Raw genomic sequence first — 14,425 nt, forward strand, 5'->3', positions numbered from 1 at the left:
ATCCATATGCGACGCGAAATCTGAATCCACCACGATCCATATGCGACGCGAAATCTGAATCCACCACGATCCCCTGTAGGAGCCGGCTTGCTGGCGATGGCGGTGGATCAGTCAATATCAATGGCGCCTGATACACCGCCATCGCCAGCAAGCCGGCTCCTACAAGTCCGTGTTGTGCTAGCGGACGGCGCTGACCCCGTCCAAGGTCGAGAACGACGTGTCTTTTGCCGTCAGCAGGAAGTCGCGCATATACGGCGCATCCAGCATGTCCGCACGAACCGCCGCGTACAACGTCGCAAACAATCCCTTCTCGCCCAGCCGCTTGGCCTTCACGTAGCCCCGTGAACTGTATTCATGCAGCGCCCAGTGCGGCATGCCGCACACACCACGACCGCTGGCGACCAACTGCATCATCATCACCGTCAGTTCCGAGGTACGGACCTGGGCCGGTTCGATGTCGGCCGGCTCCAGGAAGCGGGTGAAGATGTCCAGCCGGTCACGTTCCACCGGGTAAGTGATCAGGGTTTCCGTGAGCAAATCCTCCGGAACGATGTACGCCTTGTTCGCCAAACGGTGCTGATTGGCAACCGCGAGCATGGCTTCATAAGTGAACAACGGCACATACGTGATCCCGGCCAGTTCCAGCGGATCGGAGGTCACCACCAGGTCCAGATCACCACGGGCCAACGCCGGCAGCGGCGCGAAAGAGAAGCCCGAGGCCAGGTCCAGCTCGACTTCCGGCCAGGCATCGCGGAACTGGTCGATGGTCGGCATCAGCCACTGAAAGCAACTGTGGCACTCGATCGCCATGTGCAGGCGCCCGGCGGTGCCACCGGCCAGCCGCGCGATATCACGCTCGGCGCCGCGCAGCAGTGGCAGGGTGGCGTCGGCCAGTTGCAGCAGGCGCAAACCGGCACTGGTGAAGCGCACCGGTTTGGTCTTGCGCACGAACAGCGGCATGCCCATGCGCTCTTCCAGTTCCTTGAACTGGTGGGACAGCGCCGACTGCGTCAGGTGCAGGCGGTCGGCGGCATCGACCAGGCTATCGGCTTCGCGCAAGGCGTGCAGGGTCTTCAAGTGACGGATTTCAAGCACCGGAGGGCTCCATGAGGAAAACTTGTGATCAACACGAAAAGGTTGAGTTTGTCTCATGTTGGGTTGGCTGTCGACAATAGCGCCATCTTTTACAAGGAGAAACTCACCATGGCTCTGGCCCACACACTTGGTTTTCCACGCATCGGCGCTGACCGCGAACTGAAAAAAGCCCTCGAATCCTACTGGAAGGGCGATCTCGATCAGGACGCGCTGAAGAGCGTCGGCCGCCAACTGCGCGCCACCCACTGGCAATTACAGAAAGACGCCGGCATCGACCTGCTGCCGGTCGGCGACTTCGCCTGGTACGACCAGGTCCTGACGCATTCCCTGACCTTCGGTGTAATCCCGGAGCGTTTCGACAGCGCCAAGAATGCCAGGGGCCTGCCGACGCTCGACACGTTGTTCGCCATGGCCCGTGGCGCCACCACCACTTGCTGCGGTGGCGAACACAGCAAAGCGCAATACGCCCAGGAACTGACCAAGTGGTTCGACACCAACTACCACTACCTGGTCCCGGAATTCAGCGCTGACCAGCAGTTCAAGCTGAGCTGGGAACAGCTGTTCGACGAAGTCGACGAAGCCAAGGCCCTTGGCCACAACGTCAAACCGGTGATCATCGGCCCGCTGACTTACCTGTGGCTGGGCAAGGCCAAAGGCAACGACTTCGACAAGCTCGACCTGCTGGAGCGCCTGCTGCCGATCTACGGTGAAATCCTCGGCCGCCTCGCGGCACAAGGTGTGGAGTGGGTGCAGATCGACGAACCGATCCTGACCCTCGACCTGCCGCAAGAATGGAAAAATGCCTTCGAGCGCGCCTACCACATCCTCCAGTATTCGCCGCTGAAAAAGCTGGTGGCGACCTACTTCAGCGGCCTGCAAGACAACCTCGGCCTGGCCGTCGGCTTGCCTGTACAAGGTTTGCACATCGATGCGGTGCGCGCCCCCGACCAACTGCTGCACGTGCTCGATCGTCTGCCGACCTACAAGATTCTTTCGGTGGGCCTGGTCAACGGCCGCAACGTCTGGCGCTGCGAACTGGAACCGGTGCTCGCACAACTGCAATTGGCCCAGGAACGTTTCGGCGACAACCTGTGGGTCAGCAGTTCCTGCTCGCTGCTGCACAGCCCGGTAGACCTGGAACGCGAAGACAAACTCGATCCGGAACTGAAAAGCTGGCTGGCGTTTGCGGTGCAGAAGTGTGGCGAAATCGCCGTGCTGCGCGACGCGCTCAACGATCCGCAATCGCCCAAAGTGCAAACCGCGCTGGCGCAAAGCCGGGCGATTCAGGCCAGCCGTGCCGAGTCGCCGCGTATTCACAAAGCTGAAGTGCAGGCGCGCATTAATGCCATCAGTGCAGCGGACAGCCAACGCCAATCGCCGTTCGCCAAACGCATCGAACAACAACGTGCGCGCTTGAAACTGCCGGCGTTCCCGACCACCACCATCGGCTCGTTCCCGCAGACCGGTTCGATCCGTCTGGCGCGACAGGCCTACAAGCAAGGCAAGCTGTCAGCCAACGACTACACCGACGCCATGCACCACGAAATTCGCCACGCCGTGCAAGTCCAGGAACGTCTGGGGCTGGATGTGCTGGTACACGGTGAAGCCGAACGCAACGACATGGTCGAATACTTCGCCGAGCAGTTGGACGGCTACCTGTTCACCCGCTTTGGCTGGGTCCAGAGCTATGGCTCGCGATGCGTCAAACCGGCAGTCATCTATGGCGACCTGAGCCGTCCGAAAGCCATGACGGTCGACTGGATCAGCTACGCGCAGAGCCAGACCGACAAGGTCATGAAAGGCATGCTCACCGGTCCTGTGACCATGCTGATGTGGTCGTTCCCGCGTGAAGACGTTTCGCGCAAAGTCCAGGCGCAGCAGTTGGCGTTGGCCCTGCGTGACGAAGTGGTCGACCTGGAAAGCGCCGGCATCAAGATCGTGCAGATCGACGAAGCCGCGTTCCGCGAAGGCTTGCCACTGCGTCGGGCGCAATGGCAGGAATACCTCGATTGGGCGGTGGAAGCGTTCCGCTTGAGCGCCTCCGGCGTGCGCGATGAAACCCAGATCCACACGCACATGTGCTACAGCGAATTCAATGATGTGATCAAGGCGATTGCCGACATGGATGCCGACGTGATCACCATCGAAACCTCGCGTTCGGACATGGAATTGCTGGAAGCCTTCGAAGCATTCGACTACCCGAATGACATCGGTCCGGGCGTCTACGACATTCACTCGCCACGGGTACCGGACACGGCCGAGATGGTCAAGTTGATGAGCAAGGCCGTGAAGCGCATTCCGGCAGAGCGGTTGTGGGTGAACCCGGATTGCGGTTTGAAGACCCGGGCATGGCCGGAAACTGAAGCGGCATTGGTGAACATGGTGGCGGCGGCGCGGCAACTGCGCAGTCAGCTGGCCTGACACCGTCCTTGTAGGAGCCGGCTTGCCGGCGATGGCCGCACCGCGATGATTAGCACTCACCGCGTTATCGTTCATCGCCGGCAAGCCGGCTCCTACAGATCGTTGCCTGCGCGACGAATACGACCGTTCAGCACTCTTCATCAAACTGTCACGTAACTGTGGCAGCGCGCTTCAACAAACTTCATCAGACTCGCGCTCTACTGGGGTTCTGCGTTTCGGTGTTTTTCATGCGTGCACGATTTTTATCAACGGCGGCCTTCCTGGCCGCGTTGTTCTTTGGCCTTCCGTCCTTTGCGGCGTCTCGATGCGATGTCAATGTTCCGACCGAACGGGTCGATCTGGCGCAGGTGAGCCTGGCGTACCAGAGCATCGGCCGCGCCTCCGATCCGGCGTTGCTGCTGGTGATGGGCCTGGGCGGGCAGTTGATTCACTGGCCGGACGAGGTGGTGGTTGCGCTGTGTCAGCAGGGGTTTCGGGTCATCCGGTATGACAATCGCGATGTCGGCCTGTCCACCTGGCGGCAATCGCCTGCCGACGCCAACCTGACCTTCGAAGTGCTGCGCTACAAACTCGGCTTGCCGGTATCGGCGCCGTATTCCCTGACCGACATGGCCGACGATGCGCTGGGTTTGATGGATGCCTTGCACGTCGAGCAATTCCACGTACTGGGCGCGAGCATGGGCGGGATGATCGCCCAGCACATGGCGGCCATGGCGCCGCAGCGGGTCGAGAGCCTGACGCTGATCATGACCAGTTCCGGTGCCGAAGGCTTGCCGGCGCCGAACGCGGCGCTGGTGCAGCTGCTTTCGCGGCGTGGCGCGCCGAATCGTGAGGTGGCGCTGGAGCAGCAGGCTGATTTGTTGGCGGCGCTGGGTAGCCCGTCGGTGAGTGATGATCGGCAAGCGCTGCTGCATCAGGCGGCGCAGTCCTATGACCGTGCGTTTAACCCCGAGGGCGTGAAGCGTCAGATCATGGCGATCCTCGCGGAGCCGAGCCGGGTAGCACTGCTCAATCAACTGCGGGTGCCGACGCTGGTGGTTCATGGCACTGCCGATCCGCTGTTGCCGGTAATGCATGGCGTGCACCTGGCGGCGCATATTCGTGGCAGCCAGTTGAAGCTGATTCCGGGGCTGGCCCATCGTTTTCAGGAAGCCTTCAAAGCGCCATTGCTTGCGGCGGTGCTGCCCTATTTGCAGGCCCATCGCGAGGACACTTCGCATTGGGCGCAGATCGATCCGGTGGCCGAACACAACCTCCTGTAACCCCCAACCGCGTAGGAGCGAGGCTTGCCCGCGAAGGCGGCCTGACAGCCAACCAATTTCTAGCAGATGTACTCAGACCCACAGGTGTATCGTTCAACTTTTCCGGCCCGTATCCAGCCTGCGAGGTGAGTGATGAGTACCCCCCTGAAAATCGATTTCGTCAGCGACGTGTCCTGCCCCTGGTGCGTTGTCGGGCTGTACGGCCTGACCCGTGCCCTGGATCTGCTGGGGGGCGAGGTCCAGGCCGAGATCCGCTTCCAGCCGTTCGAGCTGAACCCGAAGATGGGCCCGGAAGGGCAGAACATCACTGAACACATCACCGAGAAATACGGCTCGACCCCGGAGCAGTCGCAGAAGAACCGCGAAATGATCCGTGCGCGTGGCGCCGAAGTCGGGTTCGCCTTTCGCACCGACGGCAACAGTCGCATCTACAACACGTTCGATGCGCATCGGTTGTTGTTCTGGGCGGGGCTGGAGGGGTTGCAGTTCAATTTGAAAGAGGCGTTGTTCAAGGCGTATTTCACGGAGGGCGGCAATCCGTCTGACCACACTCAGTTGGTGCAGATTGCGCAAAGCGTTGGTCTGGAGCGGGAGCGGGCCGAGGCGATTCTGGCCTCGGACGAGTTCGCTAAAGAGGTGCGTGAGGAAGAGCAGTTGTGGTTGTCGCGGGGGGGGAGTTCGGTGCCGACGGTGGTGTTCAACGGGCAATATGCGGTCAGTGGCGGGCAGCCGGTGGAGACGTTTGTGGGGGCGATTCGGCAGATCATGAGTGAATCAAAAGGCGGGACTGTAAGCTGATCGCTTGGTTGACTGGATTGATTACTGTGGGTGCGGGCTTGCTCCCACGGTTTGGATGGGGGGCATATCCGTTGCTGCGGTAATGGCGGCTGACGGTTTCGCTTTTACAGCGAGTCACTTGGAAAAGCCCCAAGTAACCAAGGGCTCTTGCCCCTTTCGTTCGGTGCCTCGCCTAGGCTCGGCATGCCCTCGCTCCGGTCCTGCTCCGTGGGCCCGCCGCCATCGGCCATCCATGGCCGGGTTGCCCACTGCGCAGAACCTGCGCTCGGCCTCTCGAGGGGGCGCTCAGATCAAAAGCTGAAGGCGAGCTAACGCTCGGCCTGATGAGTGGTGAAAATCAAAAGCAAACGCGATTCCCTGTAGGAGCCGGCTTGCCGGCGATGGCGGTGGGTCAGTCGACGCATTTGTCGCCTGAAAGGACGCCATCGCCAGCAAGCTGGCTCCTACAAAGGAAATGCATATGCATTTGGATAAATACGACCCCCTGTAGGAGCCGGCTTGCTGGCGATAGCGGTGGGTCAGTCGACACATCTATCGCTTGAAAGGACGCTATCGCCAACAAGCCGGCTCCTACAGGGGTTGGTGTACATGTCGGGAATGAGTGAACGCAGCAGAGAAGGACAACGCGTACCCCCAAAGAGCCAGGTCGGCTTTCAGGCCGCCTCGGCTGCGGTGGCGGTAGCCGCCCCCTCGAGAGGCCGAGTGGAGGTTCTGCGCAGTGGGCAACCCGGCATGGATGCCGGGTTAGCCGCCCCCGGCCATGGATGGCCGATGGCGGCGGGCCCACGGAGCAGGACCGGAGCGAGGGCATGCCGAGCCTTAGCGAGGCACCGAACGAAAGGGGCAAGAGCCCTTTGGTTACTTTGGGGCTTTTCCAAAGTGACTCGCCGTAAGGGCGAAACCAATACCCGCCGTTACCCCAGCAACGGATATGCCCCATTCAAAGCCCACGGTTAGCGCCCAAGTGACCAGCATTGCGCCCCCACAGGCAGGGATCAGCGGACAATCTTGTCCACATGAATCCCCAGCTTCTTCAACCGATACCAGAAGCTGCGCTCGGAAATCCCGATCAACTGCGCCGCCGCTGCCTGCACGCCGTTGCTCTGTGCCAGCGCCGCCAGAATGTAGGTTTTTTCCACCTCGGCCAGCGCCGCTTCCAGGTCTGCCGGTACGCTGCCCTCAGCGATCAACGTGCCGCCGCCGTTGGCACTCGAAGCGAACAGATACGCCGGCAGGTCTTCCTCTTCAATCACCGCGCCCGAGGCGACAATGGTCGCCCGTTCCACGCAGTTCTGCAGTTCGCGAATATTCCCTGGCCATGAATACCGGGCCATGGCCTGCAACGCTTGCGCGCTGAAACCGCTGAAACGTTTGCCGGCCGCAGCCCCCAGCGTGTGGGCGAAATGCCGGGCCAGCGGCGCAATGTCTTCAACCCGTTCGCGCAGGGCCGGCAGCGGAATCGGGAAGACGTTGAGGCGGTAGTAGAGGTCTTCGCGAAACTCCTTGTTGGCCACCGCGTCCAGCAGGTTCTTGTTGGTCGCCGCGATCACCCGCACATCGACCTTGCGCTCGCGTGGATCGCCCACCGGTTCGATCACTCGCTCCTGCAAGGCCCGAAGGATTTTTGCCTGCAAGGCCAGCGGCATTTCGCCGATTTCATCGAGAAACAGCGTGCCCTTGTCAGCCTGCTGAAAACGCCCGACGCGATCCGCCACCGCGCCGGTAAACGCGCCTTTGCGGTGGCCGAACATTTCGCTTTCCAGCAGCCCCTCGGGGATTGCCGCGCAGTTCACCGCGACAAAAGGTTTGTCGGCGCGATTGCCGTGGGTGTGGATCGCCCGGGCGACCATTTCCTTACCGGTGCCGCTTTCGCCGGTCAGCAGAATGGTCGCGTTGCTTTCGCGCACCGAGTCGATGGCGTGCAACACCCGTCGAAAGCTTGGGCTGTCGCCGATCAGGCTGTCGATCTGCCGGTGTTCGTCGAGCTCGGCGCGCATGCGCTGGTTGTCTTTGAGGATGTCGCGAAATTGCAGGGCCTTGTTGACGGTGATGTCCAGCTCATCAATGTCGAACGGCTTGGCGATGTAGTCGAAGGCGCCGTTGCGCATCGACTGCACGGCGTTTTTCACCGTGCTGTAGGCGGTCATGACGATCACCGGCAACTGCGGAAAACGGCTTTTGATTTCTGCCAGCAGTTGCGGGCCGTCCATGCCGGGCATGCGCCAGTCGCTGATCACCAGGTCGATGTCTTCGCACTCCAGCACCTTGAGCGCGTGCAGGCCGTTGCCGGCGGTGAACACCACAATGCCGTTCTGACTGAGCGCCGAGGCCAGCAGGTCGCAGAGCTTGGGCTCGTCGTCGACCACCAGTACGTTATGTGTCATCGCTGCCCTCGTCGAAGTCTTCACCGTTGGCCGGAATGTACAGGGTGAATGTGGCCCCGGCATCTTTTTCACTGACGCATTCGATGCGCCCGTCATGACTCTCCATGATCGAGAACACCTTGGCCAGACCCAGCCCGGTGCCCGAGGCCTTGGTGGTGACGAACGGTGTGAAGATCCGTTCGAGCATGTCCGGTTCGATGCCTTGGCCGGTGTCGCTGATGCTGATCACCGTGTAGTGCCGGTCGCTGCTGATGCCCAGGGTCAGCCGCCCGCCGTCGGGCATGGCGTCGATGGCGTTGACGATCAGGTTCAGCCCGGCCTGCTTGATTTGCCGCGCGTCGGCGTAAAGCGTCGCGGTGGGCGATTGATCATCGATTTGTACATCGATGTTGTGGCTGGCCAGCTCCGGCGCGCAGAAGCCAACCAGTTCATCCACCAGCGGGCGGGCCAGTTGGGTCGAGCGCATCGGTGCGCTGGGTTTGGCGAAGTCGAGGAAGTCGGTGATCAGGTCGTTGATCCGGCTGACTTCGCTGACCACGTATTCCAGATGACGCTTGTCGGTCTCGGGCAAATCGGCGCGTCGGTGCAGCAGTTGCGTGGCGGTTTTGATGATGCCCAGCGGGTTGCGGATTTCATGGGCCAGGCCCATCGCCACTTCGCCCAGCGCATGCAGGCGGTCACGCCGACGCAGTTGCGATTCCAGATGCTGCAACTCGCCGAGGCGTTCGCTCATGTGGTTGAAGGTGCTGCTCAGTTCCGCCAGTTCGTCGCCGCCGGTGACCGGCAGGCGTTGGCGATAATCCCCGGCGATCACCGCTTGTACGCCTTTGGACAGCCCGCGCAACGGCTTGGTCAGGCGCTGCGACACCAACCAGCCGACCGCCAGGGACGCCGCCGAGCTGAGCAGGAAAATCAGGATGAACAGGTTGCTCTGATTGACCAGCCCGACCAGGCTGGTGTGGCGCAGCAGGCCGCTGAAAATCACCCCTTGCAGCTCGCCGTTTTCGTTGAGGATCGGCCGGTAGATACCGCTGTAGCGGTTGGTGAACTGTTCGATCGGCTGTTTGGTGCTGCGCAGGATTTGTTCGATTTTTTCCGGTACGGCCGCCGGGTGGTCCTCGAAGCGCTGGGTGGAAAAAATCTCCGAGAAGTCATTGGCCTTGGCCAGATACAGGCGCAGGTCCAGCGAGTGCACGTCGGCCACGCTGGTGAGGAAACTGTTGTCGAGGTAGGTGGCGATCACCAGTTTGTAATCGACGCCGTCCTGATCCGTTTCGAAGGTCGAGACTACCGTGCCGGTCGCCACGCCACCGACTTGCAGGGTTTGCAGCACCGCCTTGGGCGCGGTGCTGATCTGGCGGACGATGTCGTCGGCGGCGGTGCTGAACACCACTTTGTGATCGCTGGTGCGCACCAGCGCCACGACGTCGATGCCCATGGAGTCGGCGATGTCGGTGGTCAGCTTGTCGTGTTTGTTCGCCAGCCGATCGGTGGGCGGGCGCGTGTAACGCAAGAACAGCTGCGCGACCCGGGCGTTGTCGCGCAGGATTTCGCTGATCTCGTCCTCGACGATCTTGGTCGATTCCTGCAGCCAGATGCGTACGTTGCTGTCGAAAATCTGCGACAGCGTGGTGGCCGCCAGTTCGGCGGCGATCATCGTCGGAATGACGCTGACCAGCCAGAACGCCAGCACCAGTTTGCGCTGCAGGCTCCAGCCGGAGAGGGCGAAAGGTCGAGCGTTGGTGCGTGAGTCTTTGGTCATTGTGCTTCGCTTATTGCTGCTCGCTGATCGCGGCTGCCATGGCAGGGTCGGAACGGTCCGGTCGGATAAACAGTTTCACCACACGCAACAGGCTGTCGAGCAAGCGGTTGCGATGGCGGAAAAACACGGTGTTGCCGGTAAACGAGCAACCCAGGCGCAGCTTACTGGCATAACCGGCCTGGCCGCACGCGTAGATCGGGATGCCGTGCTCAATACAGTAGTCGACATTGGCCAGCCAGCTGCGCACGTAGAGATTGTGTTCACGGGTCCGGGCCAGGTCGTGGGCGAAGAACTTGTCGACCAGTCGCAGTTCGTCGAACAACACAAGGTTGAACGCCACCAGCTCTTCGCCGACCCAATACAACACGCACGCGGCACGTTCATCGAGGTGTTCCAGGACCTGGCGGAAGTAGCCGGGCGGCAGGCGTTCGAAAGTCAGGTCGCTGCGGCTCAGCGTGGCCTCGTAAAGCGCCATCATGCGCGGCAGCAGGTCATCGACCGAGCGCCGCCATTCGATGCGCGGCCCCTGGCCACGCAGGGTGCGGCGCAGGTCTTTGCGGGTGGATTTGCCGAGCGTGCCGAGGTAGGCGTCCACCGAGCCAAAACGGATCGGCAGCTCGGCGCTGGGCAGCCCGGGCATGCTTTGCAGACCCGCGTCCTGACACACCTGCAACCATTGCGGGTCGCGGTGAGAGGCATCCTTGACGGCCAGCAAACCGACCCCGGCCTGATCGGCATCGTGGCGCGCCAGCCGTAATAATTGCTGAAGCAGGTCCACGCGTCGGGCCGGTTCGATGTGCGGCGCGGTCCCGACATGGCACTGCTCGGCCACCGGCGAACCGAGGGCATACAGGTGCACGTCGAACAGCCCCGGCCACACACGGCGCAGCCGTTCACTGATGCGTTTGCCCAGCCCCTGAACCGTGGTGTCCAGCGAGTAAGCGGTGGTGAACGCCACGGCCGCCGCGATCAGTACCTCGTCTTCGTACAGCGCCAGATAGCGCCATTGAAAGTCTGCGATGCCGGCCCGTTCAACCGCCCGGTAGTAATTCCAATCCTCCAGCTCGGCAGGGAAACAGACATTCCAGGCATCGCGGTCGATGGCCTCGATCGTCGAAAAGGCAAGGGCTGTGATCACATCGTTTCCTTGAGTCAGGCCAGTTGCCGATAGTCCTGGCGCATGGGTTTGGGGGCGCAGCGCTGTTGAATGAAACGTTGCCGGATGAAGTCCGCGCTGAGCTCCACCACGCGGCGGTATTGCAGGTCGACGGTGATCATGTGGTAGCAGTCGTCGAGCAGCACCTTCACCACCGGACCGCCGAGTTTGCGTTCCACATAATCGGCGTTCCAGCGGCTGGTGATGTCGTCTTCGCGCGAGTGCAGCACCAGCGTTTGCGTGGTGATCTGCGGCATGCGTTTTTTCACCGCCGCCACCAGTCGATGCAGTTCCCGGACACTCACCCCGGACATGGTCAGCAGCCCGGCGTTGCTGCTTTCTCCGGCCTTCATCTGCCGTTCGACGACCGCTCGCAAGCGTTCGTCCTTGATGCCGAAAGGTGATTTTTCGTTGAAGCGGCACAGGTGCACACCAAACGGAATCGCCATCAGCAACGGCGTGAGCACGGCGACCTTGGGCATGTTCCAGCCGTCGTAGCGCAGGGTCGTCGAATACAGCAACAAACCTTCGATCTGCCCCGGATGCTCGGCGGCGAGGTACATCGACAGCACCGCGCCCATCGACAAACCGCCGACGAACACGTGCTCGTGTTTGCGCCGCACGCCGATGAAGGTATTGCGTGCGCTCTCGTACCAGTCACGCCAACCGGTGGCTTGCAGGTCGGCGTTGTCTCCGCAGTGCCCGGCCAGCGTCGGCACGTAGACCGTGCAGCCCGCCTTGGCCAGGCCGATGGCGACCCGACGCAACTCGGTCGGGGTGCCGGTGAGGCCGTGGATCAACAACACCGCGACCTCCCCGCTGCCGAGAACGAAACCGGCGCTGCCTTCGCCCATGTCGATCTCTTGCTCGTTCATCGTGTCATCGCCCGATGCAGCAAGCGGTCGAGCAGGGCGATGCCCAAATCGATTTCCGGATAGCTGATTTCCAGCGACGGCGCGAGGGTGATGACGTTCTTGTAGTAACCGCCCACATCGAGAATCAGGCCCAGGCGTTTGCCGTCGATTTCGATGTCGCCCTTCATGCCTTCTTCCACCATGAAATCGAGCGTGGCCTTGTCCGGCGTGAAACCGTCCGGACCGCAGATTTCGCAGCGTAGCGCCAGGCCCAGGCCGTCGACGTCGCCGATGATCGGGTAGCGTTTCTGCAAGTCTTTCAAGCCTTCGAGGAAGTACTTGCCCTTGTTCATGACCATCGCGCCGTAGTCGACTTCGCTGGTCATCTTGAACATTTCCAGGCCCACCGCCGTGCCCAACGGGTTGGAGGCGAACGTCGAGTGGGTCGAGCCTGGCGGGAAGATTTTCGGGTTGATCAACTCTTCTTTTGCCCAGATGCCGCCCAGCGGGTTGAGGCCGTTGGTCAGCGCTTTGCCGAAGACGATGACGTCGGGTTTGACGTCGAAGTGCTCGATCGACCACAGCTTGCCGGTGCGATAGAAGCCCATCTGGATTTCGTCGACCACCATCAGAATGCCGTGCTGGTCGAGCACATGCTTGAGTTCGCTGTAGAAGTTCATCGGCGGAATCACGTAGCCGCCGGTGCCCTGGATCGGCTCGACGTAGAACGCGGCGTATTCGCTCTGGCCGACTTTCGGGTCCCAGACGCCGTTGTATTCGGTCTCGAACAGGCGGGCGAATTGCTGCACGCAATGGCTGCCGTATTCTTCCTTGGTCATGCCTTTCGGGCCACGGAAGTGGTACGGGAACGGGATGAAATTGGCGCGCTCGCCGAAGTGGCCGTAGCGGCGGCGATAGCGGTAGCTGGAGGTGATCGACGACGCGCCGAGTGTACGTCCGTGGTAACCGCCCTCGAACGCGAACATCAGGCTCTTGCCGTTGGTGGCGTTACGCACGACTTTCAGTGAGTCCTCGATGGACTGCGACCCGCCGACGTTGAAGTGCACGCGACCGTCGAGGCCGAATTTTTTCTTCGCGTCGACCGCGATCATTTCCGAGAGCTCGATCTTGCCTTTGTGCAGGTACTGGCTGGCGATTTGCGGCAGGGTATCGATCTGCTGTTTCAGCGCATTGTTCAGGCGCGGGTTGGCGTAGCCGAAATTGACCGCCGAGTACCACATTTGCAAATCGAGGTAGGCCTGGTCTTCGGTGTCCCAGACGTAGGAGCCTTCGCATCGGCTGAAGATACGCGGCGGGTCGATGTAGTGAACGGTGTCGCCGTAGGAGCAGTATTTGGCTTCTTTATCCAGGAGGATCTGGTCTTCTGCAGTAGCGATTCGAATATCAGACATGGTGGAGGAGTTCCTGTGTTTCAACGTTGAAAGAGGTGGCATTGGCGGCGTTGGCGCTTGGCAGCAAGGCCAGCAACGCAGGCAGTTCGGCGAAGCTGTCAAAGCGTGCGTAAGCGATGCCGTTGCGCTCGCAGTGCTCGGCCAGGCGATCCTTGGCGAACACGAAATCGGCGGTGGCGGCCACGCACATGTCGGACTGGCCGTCGCCGATCACCAGCACCCGTTTGGTGCTGGGGGTGGACTTGCATTTGCAGTTGCCGGAGGCGGCGCGGCAGGCGTCGCTGGCATGCGGGAAGTCGATGCGCCAACTGTCGTGATCGAGTTGGCGCAGGCGATTGGCGAGGATCGGCAAGAGGCTGACGTAGTTGCGCGCCAGGATCCGTGCGATGCCTTGTTCGATGCCGTCGCTGACCACTTCGAGGGAGGCGCCGAGGCCGATTACGTGGTCGACGAAGTCGGGGAAGTCCGGGTCGATCTCGACCGTGTCGAAGAACCCGAGCAGCTCGGACGGTGTGGCCTTGACCAGCGAGAGCTGGCGGCTGAGGCATTCACGGGAACCGATGTCGCCCGCCAGCCACTCGTTTTCAATCGCTTCCCAGCTCGGGTCGGCGAACTGTTGGAGGATGCTGTCGATCACGTCGGTGCGGGTGATGGTCCCGTCGAAATCACACACGATATGCCAGTCAATCATCTGCGTTACCTATCTTGTAAAAAGTGTGCGCCGGGTGTGCTGTCTGCGCTGCACAAGGGGTAGAGCAGGGACTGTGCCAACCGGGTTTGGCCCAGCGGGGGCGGGGTTCTGGCGTGTGTTCGTGTCTTCGAAGCTACAATTTTTGTAGGTCGCTACAAACAACATGAGTGCTTGCGCCGGGAGCGCGATCCGGGGATTGATGCGCGCATGTCCCGTTCAAGGAATTGCCTCATGTCGAGGATTACTGTTGCTCTATTCGCCGCGCTGACGTGCCTTTCGGCCAACGTTTCAGCAGACGGCATCACCGGCGAAGCAGGAGTTGGCCTCAGCTATCAGCCGCACGACCCAACCGGCAGCCGTTACGAAACCCGGCCCGTGCCGTACCTCGATCTGGACTGGGGCGATGTCAGCCTGAGCACCGATGACGGGCTGACCTGGGACGCGTTCAACGCAAGTGGCTTCAGCGCCGGGCCGTTTCTGAATTACCTGCCGGGACGGACCTCCAACGGTGAGCTGCAAGGCTTGCGCGATGTGCCGGACATGGGCGAAGTGGGCGGGTTTGTGCAGTACGCGCCGGCTGACTTCTGGCG

The 14,425-nt window shown here is 61.5% G+C and carries 11 protein-coding genes; 4 read left to right on the forward strand and 7 right to left on the reverse strand.

All coding sequences use genetic code 11. The annotated features are described in order from the left end of the window. Nucleotides 1-177 precede the first annotated feature (177 nt). Nucleotides 178-1,095: a transcriptional regulator MetR gene (gene metR, locus KGB25_RS26975; protein WP_008032216.1), complete on the reverse strand. Its 918-nt coding sequence runs from the start codon at nucleotides 1,093-1,095 to the stop codon at nucleotides 178-180. A gap of 108 nt (nucleotides 1,096-1,203) precedes the next feature. Between metR and metE the strand changes: the two genes are divergently transcribed. From metE to KGB25_RS26990, 3 genes are all read left to right on the forward strand, one after another. Continuing rightward, a complete protein-coding gene (metE, locus tag KGB25_RS26980) occupies nucleotides 1,204-3,516 on the forward strand; it encodes a 5-methyltetrahydropteroyltriglutamate--homocysteine S-methyltransferase (protein WP_223437426.1) in 2,313 nt (770 codons plus the stop codon). 227 nt (nucleotides 3,517-3,743) lie between these two features. Beyond that, nucleotides 3,744-4,778 (forward strand): alpha/beta fold hydrolase, encoded by a 1,035-nt coding sequence (locus KGB25_RS26985; protein WP_008043579.1) that lies wholly within the window; start codon nucleotides 3,744-3,746, stop codon nucleotides 4,776-4,778. A gap of 132 nt (nucleotides 4,779-4,910) precedes the next feature. After that, nucleotides 4,911-5,576, forward strand: a complete 666-nt coding sequence (locus KGB25_RS26990) for a DsbA family oxidoreductase (RefSeq protein WP_223437428.1) — start codon at nucleotides 4,911-4,913, stop codon at nucleotides 5,574-5,576. Between the two features lie 995 nt (nucleotides 5,577-6,571). Here the strand turns inward: KGB25_RS26990 and KGB25_RS26995 are convergent. Genes KGB25_RS26995 through KGB25_RS27020 form a run of 6 tightly spaced genes read right to left on the reverse strand, consistent with a single transcriptional unit; the run spans nucleotide 6,572 to nucleotide 13,835 of the window. Further along, entirely contained in the window at nucleotides 6,572-7,960 is a 1,389-nt protein-coding gene (locus KGB25_RS26995; RefSeq protein WP_207286773.1) for a sigma-54-dependent transcriptional regulator, read from the reverse strand. Next, complete coding sequence (locus tag KGB25_RS27000; RefSeq protein WP_223437430.1) at nucleotides 7,950-9,722, reverse strand: sensor histidine kinase; 1,773 nt, start codon at nucleotides 9,720-9,722, stop codon at nucleotides 7,950-7,952. Before KGB25_RS27000 ends, KGB25_RS26995 begins: the two co-directional genes overlap by 11 nt. A 10-nt stretch (nucleotides 9,723-9,732) precedes the next feature. After that, on the reverse strand, nucleotides 9,733-10,860 hold the full coding sequence (locus KGB25_RS27005; RefSeq protein WP_223437432.1) for a GNAT family N-acetyltransferase: 1,128 nt from the start codon (nucleotides 10,858-10,860) through the stop codon (nucleotides 9,733-9,735). A 14-nt stretch (nucleotides 10,861-10,874) separates the two neighbouring features. After that, nucleotides 10,875-11,753, reverse strand: a complete 879-nt coding sequence (locus KGB25_RS27010) for an alpha/beta hydrolase (RefSeq protein WP_008040846.1) — start codon at nucleotides 11,751-11,753, stop codon at nucleotides 10,875-10,877. Continuing rightward, nucleotides 11,750-13,144, reverse strand: coding sequence for an aspartate aminotransferase family protein (locus KGB25_RS27015; RefSeq protein WP_008032198.1), 1,395 nt, complete (start codon nucleotides 13,142-13,144; stop codon nucleotides 11,750-11,752). Before KGB25_RS27015 ends, KGB25_RS27010 begins: the two co-directional genes overlap by 4 nt. Continuing rightward, entirely contained in the window at nucleotides 13,137-13,835 is a 699-nt protein-coding gene (locus tag KGB25_RS27020; protein ID WP_223437435.1) for an MtnX-like HAD-IB family phosphatase, read from the reverse strand. Before KGB25_RS27020 ends, KGB25_RS27015 begins: the two co-directional genes overlap by 8 nt. A 231-nt stretch (nucleotides 13,836-14,066) precedes the next feature. Here KGB25_RS27020 and KGB25_RS27025 point away from each other — a divergent pair. Beyond that, on the forward strand, nucleotides 14,067-14,425 hold a 359-nt coding region (locus KGB25_RS27025; protein ID WP_223437437.1), incomplete at its 3' end, for a MipA/OmpV family protein.

The sequence above is a fragment of the Pseudomonas sp. BF-RE-21 genome (assembly GCF_019947305.1).
Taxonomy (GTDB): Bacteria; Pseudomonadota; Gammaproteobacteria; order Pseudomonadales; family Pseudomonadaceae; genus Aquipseudomonas; species Aquipseudomonas migulae.